Origin of the sequence: Bacteroides sp. MSK.20.82 (genome assembly GCF_019052485.1) — a bacterium.
GTDB classification, from domain to species: domain Bacteria; phylum Bacteroidota; class Bacteroidia; order Bacteroidales; family Bacteroidaceae; genus Bacteroides; species Bacteroides thetaiotaomicron.
Map to the genome: position 1 here is coordinate 49,225 of NZ_JAHQUN010000013.1, position 25,373 is coordinate 74,597.

At 47.8% G+C, this 25,373-nt stretch carries 23 protein-coding genes and 1 riboswitch; of the genes, 13 read left to right on the forward strand and 10 right to left on the reverse strand.

Annotated features, from left to right (window positions below):
• Window positions 1-494: 494 nt before the first annotated feature.
• A complete protein-coding gene (locus KTR07_RS13680) occupies window positions 495-2,579 on the reverse strand; it encodes an RNA degradosome polyphosphate kinase (protein WP_117981386.1) in 2,085 nt (694 codons plus the stop codon).
• 55 nt (window positions 2,580-2,634) lie between these two features.
• Here KTR07_RS13680 and KTR07_RS13685 point away from each other — a divergent pair, with 55 nt between their 5' ends.
• From KTR07_RS13685 to rfbB, 3 genes are all read left to right on the forward strand, one after another.
• The gene (locus KTR07_RS13685; RefSeq protein WP_008766431.1) at window positions 2,635-3,126 is read left to right on the forward strand and encodes a metallophosphoesterase; all 492 of its coding nucleotides are present in this window, start codon (window positions 2,635-2,637) and stop codon (window positions 3,124-3,126) included.
• Between the two features lie 77 nt (window positions 3,127-3,203).
• Window positions 3,204-4,079: a glucose-1-phosphate thymidylyltransferase RfbA gene (rfbA, locus tag KTR07_RS13690; protein WP_011108090.1), complete on the forward strand. Its 876-nt coding sequence runs from the start codon at window positions 3,204-3,206 to the stop codon at window positions 4,077-4,079.
• Between the two features lie 16 nt (window positions 4,080-4,095).
• Window positions 4,096-5,232 (forward strand): dTDP-glucose 4,6-dehydratase, encoded by a 1,137-nt coding sequence (rfbB, locus tag KTR07_RS13695; RefSeq protein WP_008761096.1) that lies wholly within the window; start codon window positions 4,096-4,098, stop codon window positions 5,230-5,232.
• Between the two features lies 1 nt (window position 5,233).
• Here rfbB and KTR07_RS13700 read toward each other — a convergent pair whose 3' ends face one another.
• Complete coding sequence (locus tag KTR07_RS13700) at window positions 5,234-6,130, reverse strand: 1,4-dihydroxy-2-naphthoate polyprenyltransferase (RefSeq protein WP_113748204.1); 897 nt, start codon at window positions 6,128-6,130, stop codon at window positions 5,234-5,236.
• Between the two features lie 113 nt (window positions 6,131-6,243).
• Here KTR07_RS13700 and KTR07_RS13705 point away from each other — a divergent pair, with 113 nt between their 5' ends.
• Entirely contained in the window at window positions 6,244-7,299 is a 1,056-nt protein-coding gene (locus tag KTR07_RS13705; RefSeq protein WP_113748205.1) for a metallophosphoesterase, read from the forward strand.
• A gap of 152 nt (window positions 7,300-7,451) precedes the next feature.
• Window positions 7,452-8,741, forward strand: a complete 1,290-nt coding sequence (locus KTR07_RS13710; protein WP_011108087.1) for an ATP-binding protein — start codon at window positions 7,452-7,454, stop codon at window positions 8,739-8,741.
• Here KTR07_RS13710 and nadD read toward each other — a convergent pair.
• The 4 genes from nadD to KTR07_RS13730 all read right to left on the reverse strand — a co-directional run bounded on the left by nadD (window position 8,704) and on the right by KTR07_RS13730 (window position 11,199).
• On the reverse strand, window positions 8,704-9,312 hold the full coding sequence (gene nadD / locus KTR07_RS13715) for a nicotinate (nicotinamide) nucleotide adenylyltransferase (protein ID WP_117981388.1): 609 nt from the start codon (window positions 9,310-9,312) through the stop codon (window positions 8,704-8,706). The genes KTR07_RS13710 and nadD overlap by 38 nt on opposite strands.
• A gap of 95 nt (window positions 9,313-9,407) precedes the next feature.
• Window positions 9,408-9,662 carry a hypothetical protein gene (locus KTR07_RS13720; RefSeq protein WP_117981389.1) on the reverse strand — a complete coding sequence of 85 codons (255 nt, stop codon included), beginning with the start codon at window positions 9,660-9,662 and terminating at the stop codon, window positions 9,408-9,410.
• Window positions 9,659-10,228 (reverse strand): guanylate kinase, encoded by a 570-nt coding sequence (gene gmk / locus KTR07_RS13725; protein ID WP_117981390.1) that lies wholly within the window; start codon window positions 10,226-10,228, stop codon window positions 9,659-9,661. The genes KTR07_RS13720 and gmk overlap by 4 nt, the downstream gene beginning before the upstream one ends.
• Window positions 10,229-10,317: 89 nt before the next feature.
• A complete protein-coding gene (locus KTR07_RS13730; RefSeq protein WP_117981391.1) occupies window positions 10,318-11,199 on the reverse strand; it encodes a YicC/YloC family endoribonuclease in 882 nt (293 codons plus the stop codon).
• An 89-nt stretch (window positions 11,200-11,288) separates the two neighbouring features.
• Here KTR07_RS13730 and tsaB point away from each other — a divergent pair, with 89 nt between their 5' ends.
• The 7 genes from tsaB (at window position 11,289) to rseP (ending at window position 18,296) form a co-directional block, all read left to right on the forward strand.
• A complete protein-coding gene (gene tsaB, locus KTR07_RS13735) occupies window positions 11,289-11,984 on the forward strand; it encodes a tRNA (adenosine(37)-N6)-threonylcarbamoyltransferase complex dimerization subunit type 1 TsaB (protein ID WP_008766373.1) in 696 nt (231 codons plus the stop codon).
• Between the two features lie 121 nt (window positions 11,985-12,105).
• On the forward strand, window positions 12,106-12,720 hold the full coding sequence (locus KTR07_RS13740) for a DUF4290 domain-containing protein (RefSeq protein ID WP_117981392.1): 615 nt from the start codon (window positions 12,106-12,108) through the stop codon (window positions 12,718-12,720).
• Between the two features lie 149 nt (window positions 12,721-12,869).
• Window positions 12,870-14,174 carry a UDP-N-acetylglucosamine 1-carboxyvinyltransferase gene (gene murA, locus KTR07_RS13745; protein WP_055229676.1) on the forward strand — a complete coding sequence of 435 codons (1,305 nt, stop codon included), beginning with the start codon at window positions 12,870-12,872 and terminating at the stop codon, window positions 14,172-14,174.
• Window positions 14,171-14,710 carry a ribosome maturation factor RimM gene (gene rimM, locus KTR07_RS13750; protein WP_048695840.1) on the forward strand — a complete coding sequence of 180 codons (540 nt, stop codon included), beginning with the start codon at window positions 14,171-14,173 and terminating at the stop codon, window positions 14,708-14,710. The genes murA and rimM overlap by 4 nt, the downstream gene beginning before the upstream one ends.
• Before the next feature lie 12 nt (window positions 14,711-14,722).
• The gene (locus tag KTR07_RS13755) at window positions 14,723-15,580 is read left to right on the forward strand and encodes a M23 family metallopeptidase (RefSeq protein WP_008766371.1); all 858 of its coding nucleotides are present in this window, start codon (window positions 14,723-14,725) and stop codon (window positions 15,578-15,580) included.
• Window positions 15,581-15,643: 63 nt separating this feature from the next.
• Window positions 15,644-16,816 (forward strand): 1-deoxy-D-xylulose-5-phosphate reductoisomerase, encoded by a 1,173-nt coding sequence (locus KTR07_RS13760; RefSeq protein WP_008766370.1) that lies wholly within the window; start codon window positions 15,644-15,646, stop codon window positions 16,814-16,816.
• 124 nt (window positions 16,817-16,940) lie between these two features.
• On the forward strand, window positions 16,941-18,296 hold the full coding sequence (gene rseP, locus KTR07_RS13765; protein ID WP_008766369.1) for an RIP metalloprotease RseP: 1,356 nt from the start codon (window positions 16,941-16,943) through the stop codon (window positions 18,294-18,296).
• Between the two features lie 712 nt (window positions 18,297-19,008).
• Here the strand turns inward: rseP and KTR07_RS13770 are convergent.
• The 3 genes from KTR07_RS13770 to KTR07_RS13780 all read right to left on the reverse strand — a co-directional run bounded on the left by KTR07_RS13770 (window position 19,009) and on the right by KTR07_RS13780 (window position 23,635).
• Window positions 19,009-20,421 (reverse strand): MFS transporter, encoded by a 1,413-nt coding sequence (locus KTR07_RS13770; RefSeq protein WP_008766368.1) that lies wholly within the window; start codon window positions 20,419-20,421, stop codon window positions 19,009-19,011.
• Window positions 20,422-20,634: 213 nt separating this feature from the next.
• Window positions 20,635-21,129 carry an anaerobic ribonucleoside-triphosphate reductase activating protein gene (gene nrdG, locus KTR07_RS13775; protein WP_008766367.1) on the reverse strand — a complete coding sequence of 165 codons (495 nt, stop codon included), beginning with the start codon at window positions 21,127-21,129 and terminating at the stop codon, window positions 20,635-20,637.
• A gap of 112 nt (window positions 21,130-21,241) precedes the next feature.
• Window positions 21,242-23,635 carry an anaerobic ribonucleoside triphosphate reductase gene (locus tag KTR07_RS13780; protein ID WP_217315440.1) on the reverse strand — a complete coding sequence of 798 codons (2,394 nt, stop codon included), beginning with the start codon at window positions 23,633-23,635 and terminating at the stop codon, window positions 21,242-21,244.
• Between the two features lie 27 nt (window positions 23,636-23,662).
• A riboswitch (cobalamin riboswitch) is annotated at window positions 23,663-23,848 on the reverse strand.
• A 241-nt stretch (window positions 23,849-24,089) separates the two neighbouring features.
• Between KTR07_RS13780 and KTR07_RS13785 the strand changes: the two genes are divergently transcribed.
• The gene (locus KTR07_RS13785; protein ID WP_008766365.1) at window positions 24,090-24,494 is read left to right on the forward strand and encodes a hypothetical protein; all 405 of its coding nucleotides are present in this window, start codon (window positions 24,090-24,092) and stop codon (window positions 24,492-24,494) included.
• 206 nt (window positions 24,495-24,700) lie between these two features.
• Here the strand turns inward: KTR07_RS13785 and KTR07_RS13790 are convergent, their stop codons facing one another.
• Entirely contained in the window at window positions 24,701-25,342 is a 642-nt protein-coding gene (locus KTR07_RS13790; protein WP_008766364.1) for a hypothetical protein, read from the reverse strand.
• Window positions 25,343-25,373 lie beyond the last annotated feature (31 nt).

Genomic DNA, 25,373 nt, shown 5'->3' on the forward strand with positions numbered 1-25,373 from the left:
ATTATGTATTCACCTACCACTTCCCCCTACGGGTACTCCTCCTTCCCGAAGGAGGAGATTTTAAGATACTATTGACTATCATTTAATTCAAAACTGTAAAGTATGGAGCCAAAACTGGGTTTTCGGACTGCCCGAGTTTTGTCATGGAAATGATAAAAGTGTGACGGTTGTGTTGTAATATATTGAATTGCTTGTAAATATTTAATTTTATATTATTTGTCGAAGATTTTATTTGTATGGGTGTTTTTTCGTCCGAAAAAACTTCTTGCCTACGAAGGCTTTGCCCCTCGTCCCGTGATGTTAGTCAGATAACTGCTGACAAAGAATATTGTCGAAGGGGAATCGGCTAATTGCTTTTTCAGAAGATGAACGAAAGCAATAAGCACGATTCTGTTAAGATTATCAAGACTGACATTGGGTGTAGCTCAATGACTGCTTTCCTCCGGTCGAAAAACATCGGACCGGAGGGCAAGCAGTTGGAGATGATCAAAAAGTTATGAGTGCTGCGCTTCCTGCGCTTTTTTACTCAGCCATTCATAAAAATCATATTGGGCACGGACAGCAGGGGTGCCGGACGCTCTTTTTTTGAATACGTTTTGCAGTTTGTCGTCTACCCAACAGGCTTTTTGGTTGTCAGCGAGCTGGATATGGAGCATTTCGATCAGACTGGCGCGCAGGTCAGGGTCGAGGATGGGGGTGACGGCTTCGATACGGCGGTAGAGGTTGCGGCGCATCCAGTCGGGCGAGCCCATGTATATTTTGGGGTGCCCTTCGTTGCCGAAATACCAGATGCGGGCGTGCTCCAGAAAACTGTCGACAATGCGGGTGACACGGATGTTACGGCTGTATGACTGCTCCGGTATGAGGCAGCAGATGCCGCGGACGATGAGGTCGATCTGCACGCCGTGTTCGGAGGCCTCGTAGAGTCGGTCGATCATTGCGGGGTCTTGGAGGGCGTTCATTTTGAGGATGATACGTCCGCCTTTGCCTTGGTCGGTAAGGGATATTTCACGGTCGATGAGGCGGTTCAGTTCCGGTATGAGGTTGAAGCGGGCGACGAGGAGAGTGGTGAATTTCGGGTCTTCCTTGCCTTGCAGGGTGCGGAATAGGTTGTAAAGGTCGTTCACTATTTCCTTGCGGCAGGTGAAAAGTCCACAGTCGGCGTATAGGGTGGCGGTCTTTTCGTTGAAGTTGCCCGTGCTGATGTAGGCGTAGCTGGGGATTTTCTCTCCATTCAGTCCGCGGCGACGGACGAGGGCCACTTTGGCGTGTACTTTTAGTCCGGGGATGCTGTAAATGATTTTGATGCCGGCGGCTTGCATCATTTCGGCGGTGGCGAGGTTGTTCTCTTCGTCGAAACGGGCTTTGAGCTCGACAAATACGGTGACTTTCTTGCCGTTCTGCGCGGCGGCTATCAAGGTGTTGATGACGGCCGAGTTTTCGGCTACACGGTATTGGGTGACCATGATTTCGCGCGTCTCCGGATTGTGCACTGCTTCGTAGAGGAAGTGGGTGAAATGCTCGAAGGAGTGGTACGGGTAATACAGCAGCAGATCCTTTTGGGCGACGTAGTTGAAGATCGATTCTTTTTCGTCGAGGATGTTCAGCTTCATCGGTTGCGGCTTTTCGATGCGGCGGAGAGACTTGTTCGGGTTGGGCAGGTGGCGCAGGTCTTCGAGGTTCAGGTGCTTGTCGCCGGGGACGAGTTCGTCACGGTGGATGCGGAAGGCGTCGACCAGAAAGTCGAGGAAGTCTTGCGGCATGGCACGGTCGTAGACAAAGCGGCAGACGTCGCCTATCTTGCGTTTTTTTACCTTCTTTTTCAGTTGGGCTACGAGGTCGGCGCTGCTGGCGGTGTCATCTATCAGAATGTCGGCGTCACGGGATATTTTGATGCAGTAGCTCGAATCGACGTCGTAGCCGGGGAAAATAAGGTTGAGGTTCGCTTTGATGATGTCCTCGGTGAACATGATGTAATAGTTGTCTCCACGGGGCGGAAGTTCGATGAAACGGGGCACTTTGGCGTACGGCTGCTTCATGACGAAATAGAAAGGCTGCCGGTTGGCGGGGTTCCTGTTTTCCTTCGGATAGAGGCGGATGGCGAGGTAGAGCCGGTTGTCTCGCAGAAAAGAGACGATTTTGTCTTTCGATACGGGCACGGGTTGCAGGTAGGGGAAGATTTCTTCCCGGAAAAAGTCCTTGATAAACTGCTGGTGAAACGGTTCCACATGTCTGTCCTGGTAGAAGATGATGTGGTTTTTGCGCAGGGCGGGCAGTATCTTTTCTTCGTAAATGCGTACACGGTCGTCCAGCTGGCGGTTTACTTCGTGGTTGATTTCTTCCACGAGTTCGCGGGCGGATTGTACGGTTTCTTCATCGCTCTCCGTTGCGCCGGATGCCACGGCCTTGTGGTCCGCCACCCGGATTTTGTAAAATTCTTCCAGATTGGAGGAGTAGATGGAGATGAAATTGATGCGCTCGTATAGCGGCAGGTGCTCATCCAGCGCTTCGAGCAACACCCGATAGTTGAATGAGAGCCAGCTGATATCACGTTTGAAATAATTATATTTGCTTTCCATGTGCTTTAAGATTTTCCCAAATATAGTATCTTTGCAGGACTAAACAAAGAAAATTATGACAAGAATTGGATTATTGTCCGATACCCACGCTTATTGGGACGAAAAATATCTCGAATATTTTGAATCGTGCGACGAAATCTGGCATGCCGGAGATATCGGTTCGGTAGAAGTAGCCGAGAAGCTGGCGGCTTTCCGTCCCCTGCGGGCGGTTTACGGCAACATAGACGGGCAGGAAATACGGAAGATGTTCCCGCAGGTGAACCGCTTCACGGTGGACGGAGCGGAAGTGCTGATCAAGCATATCGGCGGGTATCCGGGCAAGTACGACCCTTCGGTTATCGGCAGCCTGATGGCACGTCCGCCGAAACTTTTCATCAGCGGACACTCCCATATATTAAAGGTGAAATACGACAAAACGTTGGACATGCTGCACATCAATCCCGGAGCCGCAGGGATGTCCGGATTCCATAAAGTGCGGACAATGGTGCGCTTTGTCATCGACAACGGAACGTTCAAAGACCTCGAAGTTATTGAACTGGCAGGATAGATTTCTTACAATTCATTTTGTCACGTCAGATTTCTTTCCGACCTTTGCACACAGTAAAATGAATAACTCAGACGACAATGAAAGGAATTATTCTGGCCGGTGGAAGCGCCACTCGTCTTTATCCGCTTTCCAAAGCGATTTCCAAACAAATCATGCCCGTATACGACAAGCCGATGATCTATTATCCGCTGTCTACGCTTATGCTGGCAGGGATACGGGAGGTCTTGATCATCTCTACTCCGCGTGATTTGCCGATGTTTCGGGACTTGTTGGGCTCAGGTGAGGAGCTCGGGATGTCTTTCTCTTACAAAATACAGGAGCAGCCTAACGGACTGGCACAAGCCTTTGTGTTGGGAGCTGATTTCTTGAACGGTGAGGCAGGTTGTCTGATTCTTGGGGACAATATGTTTTATGGACAAGGGTTTTCCGCTATGCTCCGGCGTGCTGCCGGTGTGGAGAAGGGAGCCTGCATCTTCGGCTATTATGTGAAAGATCCTCGGGCTTATGGGGTAGTGGAGTTCGACGAACAAGGCAAAGTGATTTCTCTGGAAGAAAAGCCACTGGTGCCGAAAAGTAATTATGCCGTTCCCGGACTTTATTTCTACGACGCTACCGTGACGGAAAAAGCGGCTTCTCTCCGCCCTTCGGCACGTGGAGAATATGAGATAACGGACCTGAACCGCCTGTACCTCGAAGAAGGAACACTGAACGTGGAACTGTTCGGACGCGGATTCGCATGGCTGGATACCGGAAACTGCGACAGCCTGCTCGAAGCCTCCAACTTCGTGGCTACCATTCAGAACCGGCAAGGCTTCTACGTCAGCTGTATCGAAGAGATAGCCTGGCGGCAAGGATGGATTTCGTCCGGACAATTGCTGCTGCTCGGACAGAAACTCGAAAAGACCGAATACGGTAAATACCTGATAGAACTGTCTAAACAACCCTTGAAATAAACATAAATAATCATATATGAAAACTTATCTGGTGACCGGTGCCGCAGGATTTATTGGCGCCAATTATATTAAGTATATCTTGGCCAAGCACAGCGATATAAAAGTGGTGGTTCTTGACGCCCTGACGTATGCGGGTAATCTGGGAACTATTGCCAAAGATATCGATAACGAACGTTGTTTCTTTATCAAAGGAGACATTTGCAGCCGCGAAGTGGTGGACAGCCTTTTTGCCGAATACCGTTTCGACTATGTCGTGAACTTCGCCGCCGAAAGCCATGTAGACCGCAGTATCGAAAACCCGCAACTGTTTCTGATCACCAACATCCTCGGTACGCAGAATCTGCTGGATTGTGCCCGCCGTGCCTGGGTGATGGGTAAGGACGAACAGGGATATCCTACCTGGAGAAAAGGAGTGCGCTACCATCAGGTATCTACCGACGAGGTGTACGGCTCACTCGGTGCGGAAGGCTACTTCACGGAAGAAACCCCGCTTTGTCCGCACAGCCCGTACAGCGCTTCGAAAACCAGTGCCGACATGGTAGTCATGGCTTATCACGACACTTATAAAATGCCGGTAACGATCACCCGCTGTTCCAACAACTACGGCCCCTATCATTTTCCCGAAAAACTGATTCCGCTGATTATCAAGAATATACTCGAAGGCAAACATCTGCCTGTCTACGGTGACGGAAGCAACGTGCGCGACTGGCTTTACGTAGAAGACCACTGCAAAGCGATCGACTTGGTAGTGCGCGAAGGCAAAGAGGGCGAGGTGTACAACGTAGGTGGTCACAACGAAGAAACCAATCTTGAAATTGTGAAGCTGACCATTGCCACTATCCGTAAACTAATGACCGAGAAACCGGAATATCGTCAGGTCCTTAAAAAGAAAGTGAAAGGTGAAGACGGAGAAATCTCCGTTGACTGGATCAACAACGATCTGATCACTTTTGTCAAAGACCGTCTGGGGCACGACCAGCGTTATGCCATTGATCCCACGAAGATCACGAACGCCTTGGGCTGGTATCCCGAAACGAAATTTGAAGATGGCATCGTGAAGACAATCGTATGGTATCTTGAAAATCAAGACTGGGTGGAAGAGGTGACCAGCGGAGACTATCAAGGCTATTACGAAAAGATGTACGGAAAATAAATCAATGTCGGATCAAGAATCCTATTGATAGCAAAATACCCATTAACAGCATATTACGTGAAGTCTCACCTAGTATGCTGTTTAATTTTTTACCACTGTGAATCTGCACCATCCGTCTCCATGTGAGGACATGAGGAATCAGGTAGAGTAACGGAAGAAGTGCGGCAAACAAGTGTCCTTCGAAGAAGAACCAGAAACACAGAAGACTTGCTGCCACCCCCAGCATCAAATAAAGATAGCGTCCGAACTTCTCGCCAAAACGAACGATGACCGTCCGCTTTCCGCTCCGTGCATCCGCTTCACGGTCTCGGTAATTGTTGACTACCAGCAAGGTATCAATCAGCAGTCCGCAGATCAGAGAAGCTACCGTTGTGTCCGAAGTCCATGTCAGCGCCTGTACGTAGTACGTTCCACCCACGGGGACGAATCCGAAAAATACGATGACCAGAACATCGCCCCAGCCGTTGTAGGATAATGGATAAGGACCTGTGGTATAGAGGAAAGCGAAGAGTACGCAGAGAAGTCCTACTATGGTCAGCTCCCATCCGGCATAAAACAGCAGCGCAGATCCGATCAGACAGGCGAACAGGACGGTGACGATGATTCCGTTTCGCATGGCTCTCGGTGAAATCCAGCCTTGTGCGCAGGCTCGTTCCGGTCCCAGCCGGTCTTCGCGGTCGGTTCCTTTGAGGTAGTCGAAGAGGTCGTTGATAAAATTGGCGGCAATTTGCATCAGACCGGCGAACAGGCAGCAGATAAGGGCCGGCAACCATTGAAAATGTCCATCCATATAAGCAAGTGCGCTACCGATCATGACCGGCGTAATGGCTCCTGTCAGAGTTTTGGGACGTGCTGCTAATATCCACGCACGCAGCGAGTTACGCTTTACTTCTTCCATGCTTTAATATATAATAATAAGTTTTGACGGACAAAGATACATGATTTTTCCTATCTTTGCGCCTCAAATAGTGGGGGAATGTGTTATATGTAGAAGAAAATAAACCAAAGAAGATGAAAAAAATAAATTACCTGTTCATAATATTCGTATTATTCCTGTTCGTATCTTGTAAGTCAAAGAAGAATGTCGTATCGACCCTGCCTCGTCCTGTGCTCAATGTCGATTCCGTCCGTCCGGACAGTTCCGCCGCTATCGACGACCTGTTTGCTCCGGATCATTCTCAGCTTGCCGACTTGAAAGTTTCGACGAAAAAGCAGAAGAAAACAGCGAAGAAAGAAGCTGCGACCGAGCAGGAAGAACGTAATTTGGTACTTCGCGGAACGAAGATCACGTCTTCTACCGTGAACGTCCCTGCCACTTATAGCGGCATAGACCGTGTCGTGGAATATGACTTCACCCACCGTGATGTCCCCGAAGCCTTCGAAGGCTTCCGCATCGCCTTCATTTCCGACTTGCATTACAAGAGTCTGCTGAAAGAGAAAGGCTTGAACAACCTTGTCGATCTTTTGATCGCCCAAAAACCGGACGTCTTGCTGATGGGAGGAGACTATCAGGAAGGCTGTGAATACGTAGAACCGTTATTTGCCGCATTGGCTCGTGTGAAAACACCGATGGGAACTTTCGGAGTAATGGGAAATAATGATTATGAACGCTGCCATGACGAAATAATCCGCACGATGAAGCATTACGGGATGCGTCCGCTGGAACACGAAGTCGATACATTACGCAAAGACGGTCAGCAGATTATCCTTGCCGGAGTACGCAATCCTTTCGACTTGAAACAAAATGGGGTGTCGCCCACACTGGCGCTTTCTCCCAACGACTTCGTTATCTTGTTGGTGCATACTCCCGACTACGTGGAGGATGTTTCGGTGGCCAACACGGACATCGCTTTGGCGGGACATACTCATGGTGGACAGGTACGCGTATTCGGTTACGCCCCGATACAGAACTCCCACTACGGCACCCGCTTTCTGACCGGACTGGCGTACAATTCAACTAAAATGCCATTGATTGTTACTAATGGGATCGGTACTTCTCAGATGCCTGTACGAATCGGTGCTCCGGCAGAAATCATAATGATTACGCTTCATCGTCTCAAAGAGTAGATACACTTTTAGGTACGACTTTCTGATGAACTCCACACTTTTAGGTACGACTTTTTGTGTTATTAGCACATTTTTATGCATGACTTTTTGTTCTTTTCTATTCAGTTGCTTATATTTGCAGTTCATAAATCGTTGATTATAAAAGAATAAATATGAGAAGAGATGCAATGCAACAGTTATATGACTGGAAGGAGAAGACAACACGGAAACCTTTGATTGTTCGTGGTGCCCGGCAGGTGGGGAAGACATGGTTGATGAAAGAATTTGCATCATCAGCTTACAGACAGTTTGCTTACATCAATTTTGAGGATAACGAAGTGATGAAAGATGTTTTTCAGAAAGACTTTGATGTCGAGCGCATTCTGATGGCTATTCAATTAGTGACCGGCATCGTAGTAGATACTGAGACATTAATTATTTTTGATGAAATTCAGGAAGCGCCTCGCGGATTGACGGCATTGAAGTATTTTCAAGAAAAAGCTCCTCAGTATCATGTGGTTGCAGCAGGTTCCCTCCTTGGCATTGCCATGCATAGCAATGATTCTTTTCCCGTCGGGAAGGTCGATTTTATGGATTTATATCCTCTTTCTTTTTCGGAGTTTTTGGAGGCTGTCGGGCAAGAGGCTTTTGCCCGTTTACTTGCAAAAAAAGACTGGGGGCTGATCGCTGCTTTTCGTTCTAAATTGATAGATTTGCTCAAACAGTATTATTATGTCGGAGGAATGCCTGAAGTTGTGAATGCCTTTATTAATCATAAAGACTATGCCGAAGTGCGACAGCTACAGCAGACAATTCTGGATTCTTATGATCGTGATTTCTCCAAACATGCTCCTATTGCCGAAGTGCCTCGGATTCGTATGATTTGGCGTTCTGTTCCGGCTCAATTGGCTAAGGAAAATAAGAAGTTTATTTATGGTGTCGTGAAGGAAGGAGCCAGAGCGAAAGATTTTGAGTTGGCTATTGAGTGGCTGATTGATGCAGGACTTATTTACAAGGTTAGCCGAGTGAAAAAAGCCGGAATCCCATTGTCGGCTTATGAGGACTTTTCGGCATTTAAATTATTTTTGTTAGATACCGGATTAATGGGAGCTATGAGCGGGCTTCCACCGCAAGCGTTATTGGAGGGGAATGTGTTGTTTAGTGATTATAAAGGAGCTATTACAGAGCAGTATGTATTACAACAATTGAAGTCAGTGAAAGGACTGAGTATTTACTACTGGTCTTCGGATACATCCAGAGGAGAACTGGATTTCCTTTTACAAAAAGATGTTAGCGTCATCCCTGTTGAAGTAAAAGCTGAGGAAAATCTGCAATCGAAGAGTTTGCGTTTCTTCGTAGAGAAAAATGCGGGATTACACGGAGTACGATTTTCTATGTCAGATTATCGGAAGCAAGAGTGGATGATTAATTATCCGTTATACTCTGTCGGATATATTCTCTAATATACTCCCAAACCTTTGGATGCAAGAAGTATCTTATATCTTTCTTCTCATCAAGTGCCTGACGGATAAACGTCGAACTTATTTCAAAGGTAGGCGAATGGACCAGACGGACTGTTTCGGGCAGCCCGTTTTCATTTACCGGAAATCCGGGGCGGGGATAGATAAGAATACGGTTTTCTTTGATGATGCGCCCCGATTGATACCAGCGGTCGAAGCGTGCCCAGTTATCCGAGCCGATAATTAAGTAGAAGTCCCGTTCCGGATAAGTTTCATGTAGCTTTTCCAACGTATGTACGCTGTATGAAGGGCGGGGCAGATGAAACTCGAAGTCTGAAGAGCGGAAGCGGGGATATTCTTCTGTGGCAAGTTCTACTAACCGGAGACGCAGGTCGTCTGGCCATAGCTCCGTTCCTGCTTTCAGCGGGTTTTGCGGGCTGACCATAAACCAAATTTCATCCAGCCCTTCATACTCGCAAAGATAGTTGGCCAAGGCCAGATGTCCGATGTGTACCGGATTGAATGACCCGCTGAAGATTCCGGTTTTTAGTTTATTGCTCTCTGCCATTCTCATCTTCTCGTTTTTACTTTTTTCTTCTTGACGTCTTCTTATCTTTCTATTCTTTGTTCTTTTTTTGCTCTTTTGGGTTCTCTTTTAGACCTTCTTTTTCAACTTTGACTTTCTGTCATCTTCTTGGCTTCCCTTTCCATTCTCAGCTTTTTTCTCCATTTGGGAAAAACGATAGCCTGCCTCACAGCAATTAAGAAAAAGATGCCGGCGGCAATCCAAAAATGCAGATAAAGTGAAAGGATACCGAACACTATATCTACAATGCCGATAATGCCGCACAGATACATGAATTTTTCGGTCGATCCCTCCTTCTTTTCTATGCTCTCTATTCGTTTTTTCAGAGATTCTTTCATTCCTTATTCAGAAATTCTTTGATAACCTCCAACGTCTCAGCCTTTGCCGCCTCCAAATCATCATTGACGATGACACGATCAAACTGGGGAGCAAAAGTCATTTCGTATTCCGCCTTTGCGATGCGGCACTCGATAACTTCGGGATCATCCGTACCCCGACCCGTCAGTCGGCAACGGAGTTCTTCGATGGAGGGCGGCTGTACGAAGATGGACAACGCACGCTCACCGTAATACTTTTTGATATTACATCCGCCCACTACATCCAAGTCGAATACCACGTTCTGCCCCTTCTCCAACTGCTTTTCCACTTGTTCTTTCAGCGTTCCGTAATACCGATCCTTGTACACTTCTTCGTATTCCAAAAACTCGTTGTTCTCAATGCGACAACGGAACTCTTCGGGAGTAAGGAAGAAATATTCAACCCCGTGTTTCTCCGTCCCGCGCGGTGGGCGGCTGGTTGCAGAAATGGAGAACGCAAGATTTAAGTTCTGCGTCAGCAGATAGTTGATAATAGTCGATTTGCCCGAACCGGACGGGGCAGAAAAAATAATTAACTTGCCAGTCATTTGTTTAATTGAAAATTGAGAATTGAAAGTTGAAAGTTGAAAATCATAGACTTGTCGACATTTTCAATTTTCAACTTTCCATTAAATAATTACATTACGTTCAGCACCTGTTCCTTGATCTGTTCCAGCTCATCTTTCATTTGCACAACGATTTTCTGCATTTCGGCATGATTGGACTTGCTGCCGAGCGTATTGATTTCCCGTCCCATTTCCTGAGCGATGAAACCGAGCTTTTTGCCTTGTCCGTTGCCGCTTTCCAGCGTGCTGATGAAATATTTCAGGTGGTTGGTGAGGCGTTGTTTTTCCTCGTTGACATCCAGCTTTTCGATGTAATAAATCAATTCTTGTTCCAGCCGATTCTTGTCATAGTCCGTGTTGAGTGTCTTTTCGAGCGCATCGGTGATACGTTCCTTGACTTTCTCCACCCGTTCTTTTTCGTAAGGAGTTATCTTTTCGAGCAGCAGTGCGATGTTAGCTATCTTTTCGCGGAACTTCTTTTCCAGTGCGGCGCCTTCCTGTTTGCGGAAGTCCACCAGATGACCGATTGCTTCGAGTACGGTGGCACGTACCATTTCCCATTCTTCTTTCGTCAACTCTTGGATTTCAGTCTTGGACATGACGTCCGGCATACGGAGTAATAGTTGTAGCCATTCATTGGGAGCAGGTTTGGGTATTCCTTGTTCGATGCAGATTTCGTCGAGTTGATAAAAATAATTTTTCATCAACTCCTTGTTGACCGTTGCGCTGTCCGTACCCTCTTTTTTCTCTATCCAGAGGCTGAAGTCCACCTTTCCACGTTCCAGTACTTTGGAGACTTCGTTGCGGATTTCGATCTCTTTTTCACGATAAGCCGGAGCGATGCGAGTGGAAAGATCCATTGCTTTGCTGTTGAGCGACTTGATTTCTACGTTTATCTTTTTATCTGGAAGTTCGGCCGTAGCTTTGCCGTATCCTGTCATCGACTGTATCATATACTTAAAGTTTTGTGCAAAAGTACACGAATATTTTAAGAATTGGAAATAATCATGTAAATTTGCGACAATTTAATAAGCTGATTTTTATGTCGTGTATACTGAATATTGAAACCTCTACCACTGTTTGCTCGGTAGCGGCAAGTCAAGACGGACAGACGATTTTTGTGAAAGAAGACTTGAAGGGCCCTTCACACGCCGTGTCTTTGGGAGTATTTGTTGATGAAGCGTTGTCGTTCATTGATAGTCATGCCATACCTTTGGATGCAGTTGCAGTGAGTTGCGGTCCGGGATCATACACAGGATTGCGGATTGGAGTTTCGATGGCAAAAGGCATTTGTTACGGACGGAATGTACCCTTGATCGGTCTTCCTACGCTCGAAGTGCTGAGTGTGCCCGTGTTGCTGTATCACGATTTGCCGGAAGATGCGTTGCTCTGCCCGATGCTCGATGCCCGCCGTATGGAAGTGTACGCTGCCGTTTACGACCGTGCATTGAACGTGAAGCGCGCTATCGCCGCCGATATTGTCGATGAGAACTCCTATCTGGAGTTTCTGAACGAAGCGCCCGTTTATTTCTACGGAAATGGAGCCGCCAAGTGCCGCGAGAAGATCACGCATCCGAATGCGCATTTTATCGATGACATTCATCCGTTGGCGAAGATGATGTATCCGCTGGCAGAAAAAGCAGTTGCCAGGGAAGACTATAAAGACGTGGCCTACTTCGAACCTTTCTATCTGAAAGAATTTGTAGCCTCGTTGCCGAAGAAGTCGCTTCTTGAATAACGCACTTCGGTAGAATAAAGTGCCTCAGTAAGTGAACCGCCTTTGGCGGGAAACAGTGATTAGTGAGTGACCGTCGTCCTCCGACTTTTAATTTTTAATTTTAAAACTTTTAATTTAAAAGATGCAATACAATACCCAGCAGAAAAGAATGCCGCTTCCCGAGTACGGCCGCAGCATACAGAACATGGTAGATTATGCGTTGACCATTCAGGACCGTGCCGAGCGTCAGCGTTGTGCTAACACAATTATCAACATTATGGGAAATATGTTCCCCCATTTGCGTGATGTGCCCGATTTCAAGCATAAACTCTGGGATCACCTGGCCATCATGTCCGGTTTTGAGCTGGATATTGACTATCCCTACGAAATCATCCGCGAAGACAACCTGGTGACCAAGCCGGAACCAATCCCGTATTCTACCACCCGTATGCGCTACCGCCACTACGGACACACGCTGGAAGTGCTGATCAAGAAAGCCTGCGAACTTCCCGAAGGAAACGACAAGAGAAATCTGACAGCCATGATCTGCAACCACATGAAGAAAGACTACATGGCATGGAACAAAGATACCGTAGACGACCGCAAAATTGCGGAAGACCTCAACGAACTTTCCGGCGGCAAGCTCCAACTGACAGACGACATCGTCCGACTGATGGCAGAACGCCTGAACCAGAACTACCGCCCAAAGGTGAACTATACCAATAATCGGAATAATAATCCGCGGAGAAGATATTAAAAGGTAATAAGTAATAGGTAATAAGTAATAGCATAGCTGCGTTCGGCGTGTTGCATGTATTGAGAATCTTACTTATTATTACTTATTACCTATTACCTATTTTACCTATTACCTATTACTTGTTATTTATTACCTATTACTTAAAATAAATGGCTTCATTTGTAATTGAAGGAGGACATCGGCTTAGCGGGGAGATTCATCCGCAAGGGGCCAAAAACGAAGTTTTGCAGATTATCTGTGCCACGTTGCTGACTGCTGAGGAAGTGACGGTGAACAATATACCTGACATTCTGGATGTCAACAATCTGATTCAGCTTATGCGGGAGATGGGAGTGACGGTTGCAAAGGAAGGCATTGATACTTACAGTTTTAAGGCGGAGAACGTTGATCTGGCTTATTTGGAGAGTGATGAGTTCTTGAAGAAGTGTTCGAGTCTTCGGGGGTCGGTGATGCTGATCGGTCCGATGGTGGCACGTTTCGGGAAGGCGTTGATTTCGAAGCCGGGTGGAGACAAGATCGGTCGCCGTCGTCTGGACACCCACTTTGTGGGGATTCAGAATTTGGGAGCCGATTTCCGTTATGACGAGTCGCGGGGTATCTATGAGATAACGGCCGACAGGCTTCAAGGCAGCTATATGCTGCTTGATGAAGCGTCCGTGACCGGTACAGCCAACATTCTGATGGCTGCCGTACTGGCAAAAGGCACTACCACCATTTACAATGCCGCCTGCGAACCTTACTTGCAGCAGCTCTGCCGTATGCTCAACCGGATGGGAGCAAAGATCAGCGGCATCGCTTCCAATCTGCTCACCATCGAGGGCGTGGAAGAACTGCACGGCACACAGCACACCGTATTGCCCGACATGATTGAAGTCGGGAGTTTCATCGGCATGGCTGCCATGACCAAAAGCGAAATTACCATTAAAAACGTTTCCTACGAGAACCTCGGCATCATCCCCGAAAGTTTCCGCCGGCTGGGCATCAAACTGGAACAGAGGGGAGACGATATCTACGTCCCTGCACAGGAAACATACGAAATAGAATCATTCATCGACGGCTCCATCATGACCATTGCCGACGCCCCCTGGCCGGGACTGACACCCGACTTGCTGAGCGTGATGCTCGTGGTGGCCACCCAAGCCAAAGGAAGCGTACTGATCCATCAGAAGATGTTCGAAAGCCGCCTGTTCTTTGTAGACAAGCTCATCGACATGGGTGCTCAGATCATCCTTTGCGACCCTCACCGTGCCGTAGTAATCGGACACAACCACGGCTTCAAGCTGCGCGGCGCCCGACTGACTTCGCCCGATATCCGTGCGGGAATCGCCCTTCTCATCGCCGCCATGAGCGCCGAAGGAACCAGCACGATCAGCAATATCGAACAGATAGACCGTGGCTACCAGAACATCGAAGGACGACTTAACGCCATCGGCGCCAGAATCACTCGAATATGATAAAGAAAGAAGAAGTATATAAAATCGGACTATTCAACAAGCCGCACGGCATTCACGGCGAGTTGCAGTTTACCTTCACGGACGACATCTTCGACCGTGTGGACTGCGATTATCTGATCTGCCTGCTCGACGGTATTTTCGTACCGTTTTTCATCGAAGAATACCGTTTCCGTTCGGACTCCACCGCACTGGTGAAGCTTGAAGGCATAGAAACGGCGGAACGCGCGCGTATGTTCACCAATGTCGAAGTCTACTTCCCGGTGAAGCACGCGGAAGAGGCGGAAGACGGCGAACTGTCGTGGAACTTCTTCGTCGGTTTCCGCATGGAAGACGTTCGTCACGGCGAGCTGGGCGAAGTGGTCGAAGTGGATACCGCTACGGTGAACACCCTTTTTGTGGTCGAACAGGAGGACGGAGAAGAACTCCTCATTCCTGCACAGGAAGAATTTATAGTGGAAATCAATCAGGAAAAGAAGCTCATCACAGTCGAGCTTCCCGAAGGATTGTTGAATTTGGAAGATTTGGAGGAAGATTAATAATTAATAAAGATGCCAAGAAAACGGAGTAAAGCATTTTGGAACAATTTCAAGTTCAAGTATAAACTCACCATTATCAATGAGAATACCCTTGAAGAAATCGTGGGGCTTCGGGTATCCAAGCTGAACGGGCTTTCGGTGCTGTTGTCCGTGCTGGCGGTGCTTTTTCTGATTGCCGCCTGTATCATTGCCTTCACCCCTTTGCGCAACTATCTCCCCGGATATATGAACAGTGAAGTCCGCAGTCAGATCGTGGACAACGCGCTCCGCGTGGATTCCTTGCAGGAATTGCTCAACAGGCAGAACCTCTACATCATGAACATACAGGATATTTTCAGCGGAAAAGTGCCCATAGACAGCGTGCAGACGCTCGACTCGCTGACCGCCGCCCGCGAAGACACCCTGATGGAACGTACCAGACGTGAAGAGGAATTTCGCCGCCAATACGAAGAAAATGAAAAATATAATCTGACTACGATCGTTTCGCAGCCGGATGTCAACGGACTGATCCTGTATCGTCCGACCCGTGGAATGGTTTCCGACCATTTCAACACCGATAAGAAACACTTTGGAACGGATATTGCCGCCAACCCCAACGAAAGCGTGCTGGCAACTATGGACGGCACCGTCTTTCTGAGCACCTACACCGCTGAAACCGGTTACGTGATAGGCGTACAGCACAGTCAGGATTTCGTCTCGATCTACAAGCACTGCGGCTCGCTGCTGAAAAAAGAAGGCGACCGCGTGAAAGGAGGCGAAGCCATCGCACTGGTGGGAAACAGCGGAACGCTCAGCACAGGGCCGCATCTCCACTTCGAACTGTGGTACAAGGGACATCCTGTCAATCCGGAGAAATACATCGTGTTTTAAAGCCAATGACGAGAAGTGGGATATACGATTATAAGTGACAAGTGACAGAGGAATTAGATAATAATGGATTCAGAAAAGAAGAATAAGAAGAAACAAATAGCTATTTTAGGCTCTACGGGCTCTATCGGGACGCAGGCGTTGCAGGTGATCGAAGAACACCCCGACCTCTACGAAGCCTATGCCCTGACGGCCAACAACCGGGTAGAACTGCTGATTGCACAGGCACGCAAGTTCCAGCCGGAAGTGGTGGTGATAGCCAACGAAGAAAAGTACGCCCAACTGAAGGAAGCGCTGAGCGACCTTCCGATCAAAGTATATGCCGGAATCGACGCGGTCTGTCAGATCGTGGAGGCCGGACCGGTAGATATGGTGCTGACGGCAATGGTGGGCTATGCCGGACTGAAGCCGACGATCAACGCCATTCGTGCCAAGAAAGCCATTGCGCTTGCCAATAAGGAGACGCTTGTGGTGGCGGGAGAACTGATCAACCAACTGGCACAGCAATACCACACTCCCATTTTGCCGGTGGACTCTGAACACTCGGCAGTCTTCCAGTGTTTAGCTGGAGAAGTCGGGAACCCGATTGAGAAGGTGATACTGACCGCTTCCGGTGGTCCGTTTCGGACCTGCACGCTGGAGCAGCTGAAGTCCGTCACCAAGACACAGGCATTGAAACATCCCAACTGGGAGATGGGAGCCAAGATCACCATTGACTCCGCATCCATGATGAACAAAGGCTTTGAGGTCATCGAGGCGAAATGGCTGTTCGGCGTGCAGCCCAGCCAGATCGAGGTGGTGGTGCATCCGCAGTCGGTCATTCATTCCATGGTGCAGTTTGAGGACGGTGCCGTCAAGGCACAGCTAGGCATGCCGGATATGCGTCTGCCCATCCAGTATGCGTTCTCGTATCCCGACCGTATCTGCTCTTCTTTCGACAGGCTCGACTTCACCCAGTGCACGAACCTGACGTTCGAGCAACCGGATACGAAGCGTTTCCGCAACCTTGCCCTGGCTTACGAGGCGATGTATCGGGGCGGAAATATGCCTTGCATTGTCAATGCCGCTAACGAAGTAGTGGTAGCCGCTTTCCTCCGGGACGGCATCAGCTTCCTCGGTATGAGCGATGTGATCGAAAAGACAATGGAACGTGCCGCGTTTGTAGCCGCTCCTGCTTACGACGACTATGTGGCTACCGACGCCGAAGCGCGGAGAATAGCTGCGGAGCTGATTCCGTGATAGCGCCGGAGCTGATTTCGTGAACAATGAAAAATATAAATAAGTAATATAAATTAGAAAGCGCCTCGGTTTTCCTCTTATGAGCAGAGGGTTTGGATGAGGCTTTAAATTGTAAATAGACTATATGGAAACATTTTTAATTCGTGCCCTGCAACTGATAATGAGCTTATCCTTGCTCGTTATTATTCATGAAGGCGGGCATTTCCTTTTTGCCCGGTTGTTCAAGGTGCGTGTAGAAAAATTCTGCTTGTTCTTTGACCCGTGGTTTACCTTGTTCAAGTTCAAACCCAAGAGAAGTGATACGGAGTATGCGGTAGGATGGCTGCCGCTGGGCGGTTACGTCAAGATAGCCGGAATGATAGACGAGTCGATGGACACCGAACAGATGAAGCAGCCTGAGCAACCTTGGGAGTTCCGTTCCAAGCCGGCTTGGCAACGCCTTCTGATCATGGTGGGCGGTGTGCTGTTCAACTTCCTGTTGGCGCTTTTTATTTATTCAATGATTCTTTTCGCTTGGGGCGACCAGTATATAAAGGTTCAAGAAGCTCCCCTCGGTATGGACTTCAACGAAACGGCGAAAGCGGTCGGTTTTCAGGATGGCGACATCCTTTTGTCTGCCGACAATGTGCCTTTCGTACGTTATGACGGCGATATGCTGAGTCAGATAGCCGATGCCCGTGAGGTATCAGTGCTTCGTGACGGCAAGAAAGCCTCCGTCTACATTCCCGAAGACATGATGCAGCGCCTGATGGCGGACAGCGTTCGTTTCGCTTCTTTCCGTTTCCCGTATGTGATTGACAGCGTGATGGTTAATTCTCCCGCTGCGCAGGCAGGCATTCTGCCGGGCGACAGTATCATCGCATTGGACGGAAAATCCATCTCCTTCTCTGATTTCAAGCAGACGATGGCGGAACGCAAGAAAAACGCCGAAGCACTTCTGAAAGACAGCATCGACCCTCGTCTGATTACGCTGACGTATGTGCGTGGCGGTGTGACCGATACGACTTCCCTGCGCGTGGATTCCGCTTATCTGATGGGCGTAGTTGCCAGTCTGACAACGGATCGTCTGTTGCCTATGGTGAAAAAGGAATACACATTCTTTGAATCTTTCCCCGCAGGCGTCTCTTTGGGTGTGAAGACATTGAAAGGATACGTCGGCAACATGAAATATCTCTTCTCGAAAGAAGGAGCCAAACAGTTGGGCGGCTTCGGCACTATCGGAAGCATTTTCCCTGCTACGTGGGACTGGCACCAGTTCTGGTACATGACCGCCTTCCTTTCCATCATCCTTGCCTTCATGAACATTCTTCCGATCCCCGCATTGGACGGCGGACACGTGCTCTTCCTCTTCTACGAGATGATAGCCCGTCGTAAACCGAGTGACAAGTTTATGGAGTACGCTCAGATGACCGGTATGGTGCTTCTGTTCGGCTTGCTGATTTGGGCAAACTTCAATGACATATTGAGGTTTTTCTTCTAAGCAGGGACCGGCAAGGCATACACATCCGTCTTCCCGCGTGCAGACCGGAAGTTGTCAGAACAGCAATCCCGGCGACAGCGGACTGCTGGCGGATAAAAGGAGGACGTCGGCGATGAAGCAATGTATATTGCTGAAATACAGTAAAATAGAACGTACTATTTATCATATATAGAAACGGCGCTTTAACACTACGTTAAAGCGCCGTTTCTATATACGATAAATGCCTTAGTCTGCCAACGATGATACGCCCTTTCTCCTTTGGGCTCTCTGGATGCCCGGAGACGAATGTTAAATCATTAACATTCTCTGGGTTAGCCAAAAAGCTGGTTGGGCTCTATATCGCACGGTTTTGAGCTAAATGATAATCAATAGTATCTTGAATGGGGCTGACTAAAAAGTCAATAGTATCTTAAATCTCCTCCTTCGGGAAGGAGGAGTACCCGTAGGGGGAGGTGGTAGGTGAACACATAACCCTATCATTACAAAGAAATAGGAATAAACATTCTTTTTCCTACCACCTCGGTCTTCGACCACTCTTCCCGAAGGAGGAGATTCGAGATAGAATCGACTTTTTAGTCACCCCCAATGGAGATACTACTGTTTGATTCATTTTCCGTTCGGAAAGAAACAAACTGGAAACAACCAGTTTTCCGGATTGATCCCATTTTCTTCTCCCATGATTTTCGCTTCGGATGACAGAAATTTCTGTTCGTCATGACTGATTCGTTTCTCTTTTCAGCGTAGACGGTTGCGACAACCGCAGACTGCTGACAATCGCCGCCACAACAGCAAACCCACTTCCGACCATGAGGCAGACCGCCGTACTCCGGTCGTGCACGACAAAACTGAAAAGCAACGCTACCAACGTAGTACCGAACGTTTGTCCCAGCAACCGTGCCATCCCCAGCATTCCACTTGCACCGCCCGAACGTTTCGTTGGGGCGGAAGAGATAATCGTACTGTTATTGGGTGTCTGAAACAATCCGAAACCGGCTCCGCAAAGCATCAGACGAAGAATTATACTGATATCGGACGATTCGGCAGTAAGCCCCGAAAGTGAAAAAAGTCCGACAGCAAACAAGGCCATCCCGATACTCCCCAATATCCCCGGATGAATGCGTTCCACCAGATAACCTGCCAACGGTGCCGTCACAAGAGTCGCCAACGGCCACGGAGTCAGCAGCAATCCTGTCATGACCTCGCTGTGACCCAACGTATTCTGAAGGAAAAACGGGAGAGATACCATGGCCGCCATCTGAGCGATAAACGAACAGATAGACGTCAGAATCGAAAGCCGGAAAATCGGTATCCGCAATAAGTCCAGTGGCAGCAACGGAGTCGTCTGAGTCAGTTGCCTCCGTACGTAAAACGTTCCTACGATGGCCAATATGATCAATTGCAGCACAAGGAAATCCATCTCCTCATGATGCGCAAATCCGTCCAGCGTATAAATCAGTAACCCGAATGTGACCGCATTGGCTATCGCACTCACGAAGTCAAACTTCCGCTTCGACCGCTCTTCCTGTCTCGGCAAATGCTTGATTCCCAGCAGCAGTGCCGTAATCCCCAGCGGTACATTGATGGCAAACAGCCAGTGCCAGCTGGCTATCGAAAGTATGCCGCTTGCCACCGACGGACCGGCAGCCGCCGATATCGCCACTACCATCGCATTGATTCCCATTCCCCGCCCAATCTGGCTTTTCGGATATACGTAGCGCAACTGCGCCGTATTCACACTTGTGATGGCCGACGCACTGAATCCCTGAAAGATACGTGCAATCGTCAGCGTCCAGAATGAATCGGACAAGGCGCAAATCAGCGAAGTGATGCAAAACAGCCCAATGCCCGACAGGAACACTTTCCGATAACCGATAATCTCCCCCAAAGAAGAGAAAGACAGCAGCGAAACAACGATCGCCAACTGATAACCGTTTATAATCCATGTAGTTACAGCAGGCGAAGTTCCGAAATCGTGCGAAAGCGTAGGGAGTACGATGTTGATAATATTCACGTCGAGCACCGACATACAAAGTGCAAATCCGATGGAAACCACCGCCCAGATACGTCTCGGCATTGGCAGTCCATCGGTTTCATCTATAGAAGTGGTATTATTGGCTTGTATCATAAAAAACTTATTCTTGTAGAACCTTATTTTGTCTGTAAATGTAAACAAAACAAAGAAGTACGTGTTTCAATCTTCTTTGAAATATAAGTTTTTTTAGCGCAGGAGACAACGCCCGCAGCAGTTCATAGTAGACCACGCCCACAACAATTCGCAGCAGCTCCCCCCGCACTAAACTAATACAAAACCTCCCCCACCATTATTACCTATAACCTATTACTTATTACCTATTCTCAATATCCTCTGATTGCTGCTTCCCCGAAATTCCAGATAAGGCGAAAAGAGCGCCTGTTCGAAACGCCCGTCCACCAGCACATCTATGTAGTCGAGCACAGCCTTCAAACGCGGATTAGCCTGAATCTCTTCGTACGTATATCCCGTATAGCACCAGATATTCAGCCCCGTTTCCTCCTTTACCCTTTTGACAAAAAGCAGGAAAGCCTCCGGATTATAAAACGGATCTCCTCCCGAAAAAGTAACCCCGTCCAGCAATGGATTGGCTTTAATCTCCCGAATGATCGATTGAATCCTTTCCTCCGTCAGCAGTTCTCCCGCCCGCGGATTCCAGCTCTCCGGATTGTGACAGCCGACGCAGTGATGAGAACACCCCGCAAGATAAATCGAATACCGGATGCCTTCACCGTCAACAATCGTTTCGGGATAAGTCGATAATAAGTGGAGAACTGAAAGTGGAGAATTGAGAGTGTTCATCTTAAAATAAAAATAAATGGGTATAAATAATATACAAGAAGGAAGAGTAAAGCCCCGCCCGCCATCACACAGCGCAGCCAACTCTCAACTCTCCCTTCTCAACTCTCAACTTTTATAAGTGCTTCACACGATCCTTTTCTTCCGCCCGTTTGGCAGAGTTCCAGGAGCTGAGGTCACCTGTCAGGTATCCGGTGATGCGACGCATACGTAAGATGTTTTCGCTTTGGCATACCGGGCATTTATCGAAGATTACTCCTTTGTATCCACAGTTGTGGCAGGTATCCACCGGATGATTGATGGAGCCGTAGCCGATGCCCTCGTCGTGCATGACCTTTACGATCTTCGCAATGGCACGTACATTCTTCTGAGCTTCCCCGTCCAATTCCACATACGTAATGTGCCCGCCGCGGGTAATGGCGTGGAAAGGCGCTTCGCACCTGATCTTTTCGGTGATGCTGATCGGTTCCTTCACATCCACATGGAAGGAATTGACGTAGTAATCGCGGTCCGTCACGCCGGGGATTTTGCCGTATTTCCGGCGGTCTATCTTGGTGAAACGTCCCGAAAGTCCTTCGGCAGGTGTGGCAAGTACGGAATAATTCAGGTTATATTTCTCTTTATATTCGTCTACCACTTTGTTCATTTCCATTACAGCTTCGTACAGCGTGTCCCATGCCTTCTGGCTGTGTCCGTGACCTTCTCCGTAAAGTGCCACCATTGCATTGTGTCCGCCGATAAAGCCGATGCCCAGCGTACCGCTGCGTAACGCATCGCCCACTTGCTCGTTCGGATTCAGTGCGCCGCCGCCTTTCCATACGTCATTTCCCATCATGAAGGGGAACTGGCGTGCCAGTGCGGTGCGTTGATACTGGTAGCGCTCGTACAGCTGATCGGCTACAAGAGTCGCCATATTGCGGACTGACTCCATGAAAATCTCTTTCGCTTTCTGTTCGATGGCATCCTTGTTGCGTTCACCCTCAATCAGATTTTCCGCCTTGATGCGTGCTTCGATGGCGAGACGCGGCATGTTCAGTGTGGTGAATGAAAGGTTTCCGCGTCCCAAAGATGATTTTTCTCCTGCCACATTCTCAAATACACGGGTGCGGCATCCCATTGTAGCCAACTCGTAGATATACCGTTTCGGATCGTCCGCTTTCCATTTCTCGTTCTTGTTGAAAGGCGTGTCCAGGAACATGAAGTTCGGGAAAAGCGCTTTCGATGTAGTCTGACAAGCTCTTAGCAGCAGATCGAAGTTCGGAGCTTCGTAAGTTCCCCGCATGGCGTCTTCGATGTTTTCCGCCTTCATCGCTTTCTCGAAGTCCTTTTCGGAGTAAGAAACTCCGTCCTTTACTTTGAATATCTGGATCGGGAATACGGGGACTTCGCCACGTGTTCCGAGTCCTTCGATGGTGGCTTTCAGCAGTTCCTCGATCACGAGGCGGCCTTCGGCGGAAGTATCCGTTCCGTAGTTGATGGAGCTGAATACCACTTGGTTACCTCCACGGGAGTGCATGGTGTTCAGGTTGTGGATAAATCCTTCCATTGCCTGATGCGTATCCTTCTTTGTTTGCTGGTACGCTTTTTCTGCGATGCGTGTCAGGTGTTCCTTGTCTATAATGATTTGCAGGGCTATCAGGGCGATGCGCAATGTCTCGCGTTCTGCTTCGGTCGATTTGATAGAAGGCAGATGTTCCTTGATTAAGGTGCGGATTGCTTTTTCGTCCGCCTGTGTTCCGTTCTCCATCGCCACGTAAAAATTGATGAACGAAGCCAGATGTTTGCGGAAAGACTTTGCCACTCCTTTTGCCATGAAGAAGTCGAAGGCGGGGATTGCCTGTCCGCCGTGCTGCTCGTTCTGGTTGGTCTGGAAGATGATGGTGGCAAGCGTAGCATAACTTTGGATGCTTTGCGGTGTGCGGATGCTGCCGTTCTTGGTGCGGAAGCCACGTTCAAAGAGATCGTCCATGTCATATTGGATGCAGGTGGTCGTCTTTGTCGGGTAGTAATCGAGGTCGTGAATATGGATATCGCCCAACTGGTGCGCTTCGGCAAAACGTTTCGGCAACAGATATTTATAGGTATAGTCTTTGGTGACTTCCGATGCGAATGTCATCATTTGTCCGGCAGGCGTGTGGCTGCTCATATTGGCGTTGCTCAGGTTCACGTCGTTCTTGTCGATGGCGACGATGCCGTCCATCACGTGCTTCATCTGGGTTTTCTTGTCCCGCTCCGTGTTCCGCCATTCGCGGTAGATGATGTACTTCTTGGCTACTTCGGGGCGTACCTTCATCAATGCCTTTTCTACTAAGTCCTGAATTTCCTCCACGGTGATCGTGGGGTTAGTGAACTGACTGATTACACTCATCGTGACGTCAGCAATCAGTTGCTGCTCGTCCTGAATCCCTGTCGCACTGAATGCTTTACCGATCGCATTCTTGATCTTACTGATAGAGAAATCTTCTCTTTTACCATCTCGTTTGATGATACAAATTTCCGCGTAGTTCATAACTTTAACTCCCGAAAGTGATTAATAATATGTTTATTTGACTCCGGCAGGTCTTCTGACTTATCCCTCCCCCGCAGCGCCTTCCCACATCTGGATGCAGTGACATAGTGTGCGGATTCACAGAGAATTACAGCAGCGGGTACTGTCGCCGATTTGCACAGCGTTCCCTCATTGACTAAACCTCTTTTTAGTTCCGAAACCGGATACAAAGATAAAGGATATTGTGATAGCTTGGATAGGATTTAACATTAAATTTCGGGAAACTTTTCTTTCTGCCTGATACAGAAAGTTTTCCGTTTTGGATAACTTTTAAGAAATGATTCTTGCAGGAAATATTAGTTTTTCTTCTCTGTTATATTGAAATAGTCGGACTCTCTTTTAAGTGTCCCATGCCCCATAAGTGTACTTATTAAAGGACTCACGCTTTTATCAGACTTAAAAAAAGATAGACTAAATGAAGATTTTAAAAGATTTGCATACTGGTAGAAAGAAGTTTTCCAGAGTTGAGCGGATGCATTTTTTGCAAGAGCTGGAAGAAGAACTGAAAGTTTATTATCTCTCCTATACAGAGACAGTAGATAGGCCTTATTCCGAACAGGAACAAGAGATTATTGTCCGGATTATCAAGATGCTGATTCGTCAGCTTCGGGGTACATCCAAGTTTCAGTTGTTTAGCAGGAGAGGTACAAGACGTAAGTCCGAAGATCCGGATGATGTGGAAGAGCGGGAAGAGCGGCGAAAGGAACAGACAGACGAGATACGTTTGAAACATACCAACCTTTACTCGTACAATCCTCTTTCCAAGAAGTATAAAGCGAGGAAAGAAGAACTGCTTCGGAACCTGAAAAGGGAGTTCTAATCTTCCGGATGTTTCATTGAGAACGTCCGGGAAGTAACAAATAAGAGTAGACCGGCAAATGCGTATGTATTGTGAGTCCCTTGCGTTTGCTGAGCCTGCTCTTATTTGTTTTAGAATTAGCCAAGAAAAAATACCCTGACATGTAAATGTTTTAGTTTCATGCCAGGGTAATAATCTAATAGTTATTGTTCAGTCGGTGACTTTTATCAAGAGACCGTTTTAACAATATGCAATGTCAGTAACGGACGGAATATCCGATATGATGTACTCCATACATTCTTTACTCCTTCTACTGCTATCGGATTGTTTTTAGACTTTTGAATGTATTTCAGCAGAACCTTCCGTTGCTGGCGATTCAAAATGTCTATGTTTGTAGCCCATAGCATAAGTCCTTCTTCCAACGTTGTCACTTCAAACTGATATGAGGCATTGTAATTACGAATATAGGTAATGAAAGTAAAGGTTGCTTTCTCTGATAGAGGAAACACTGTATCGCTCATGTCGGTTTCTATCATGTTTACATCATATAAGTACATTAACTTGTAATATTTCCTATCGCCACATCCCTCGTGGTATTTTTTTGCTATATTCGCATTGTAAAGAGATATTAGATCATCAATTAAAAAGAAATCACGCCAGACGTTTTTTACGCAGTCTAATTTTACTGGGCCATTGTCATGATAGCATTCCAGAGATTCACGAATAAGTAAAGACTTCATTTTTGAAGATATATGAGACGTGTCATGAACTAATTCACGAAATAAATCATTAGTCGGCATTTCTGATTGATACTGATGAACAAAGCAATGCTTATCGTTGGCATTAACTAAGAAAGTAAATGTTTTCATAATTTCATTTATTTCATGGTTGTTTCTGAGA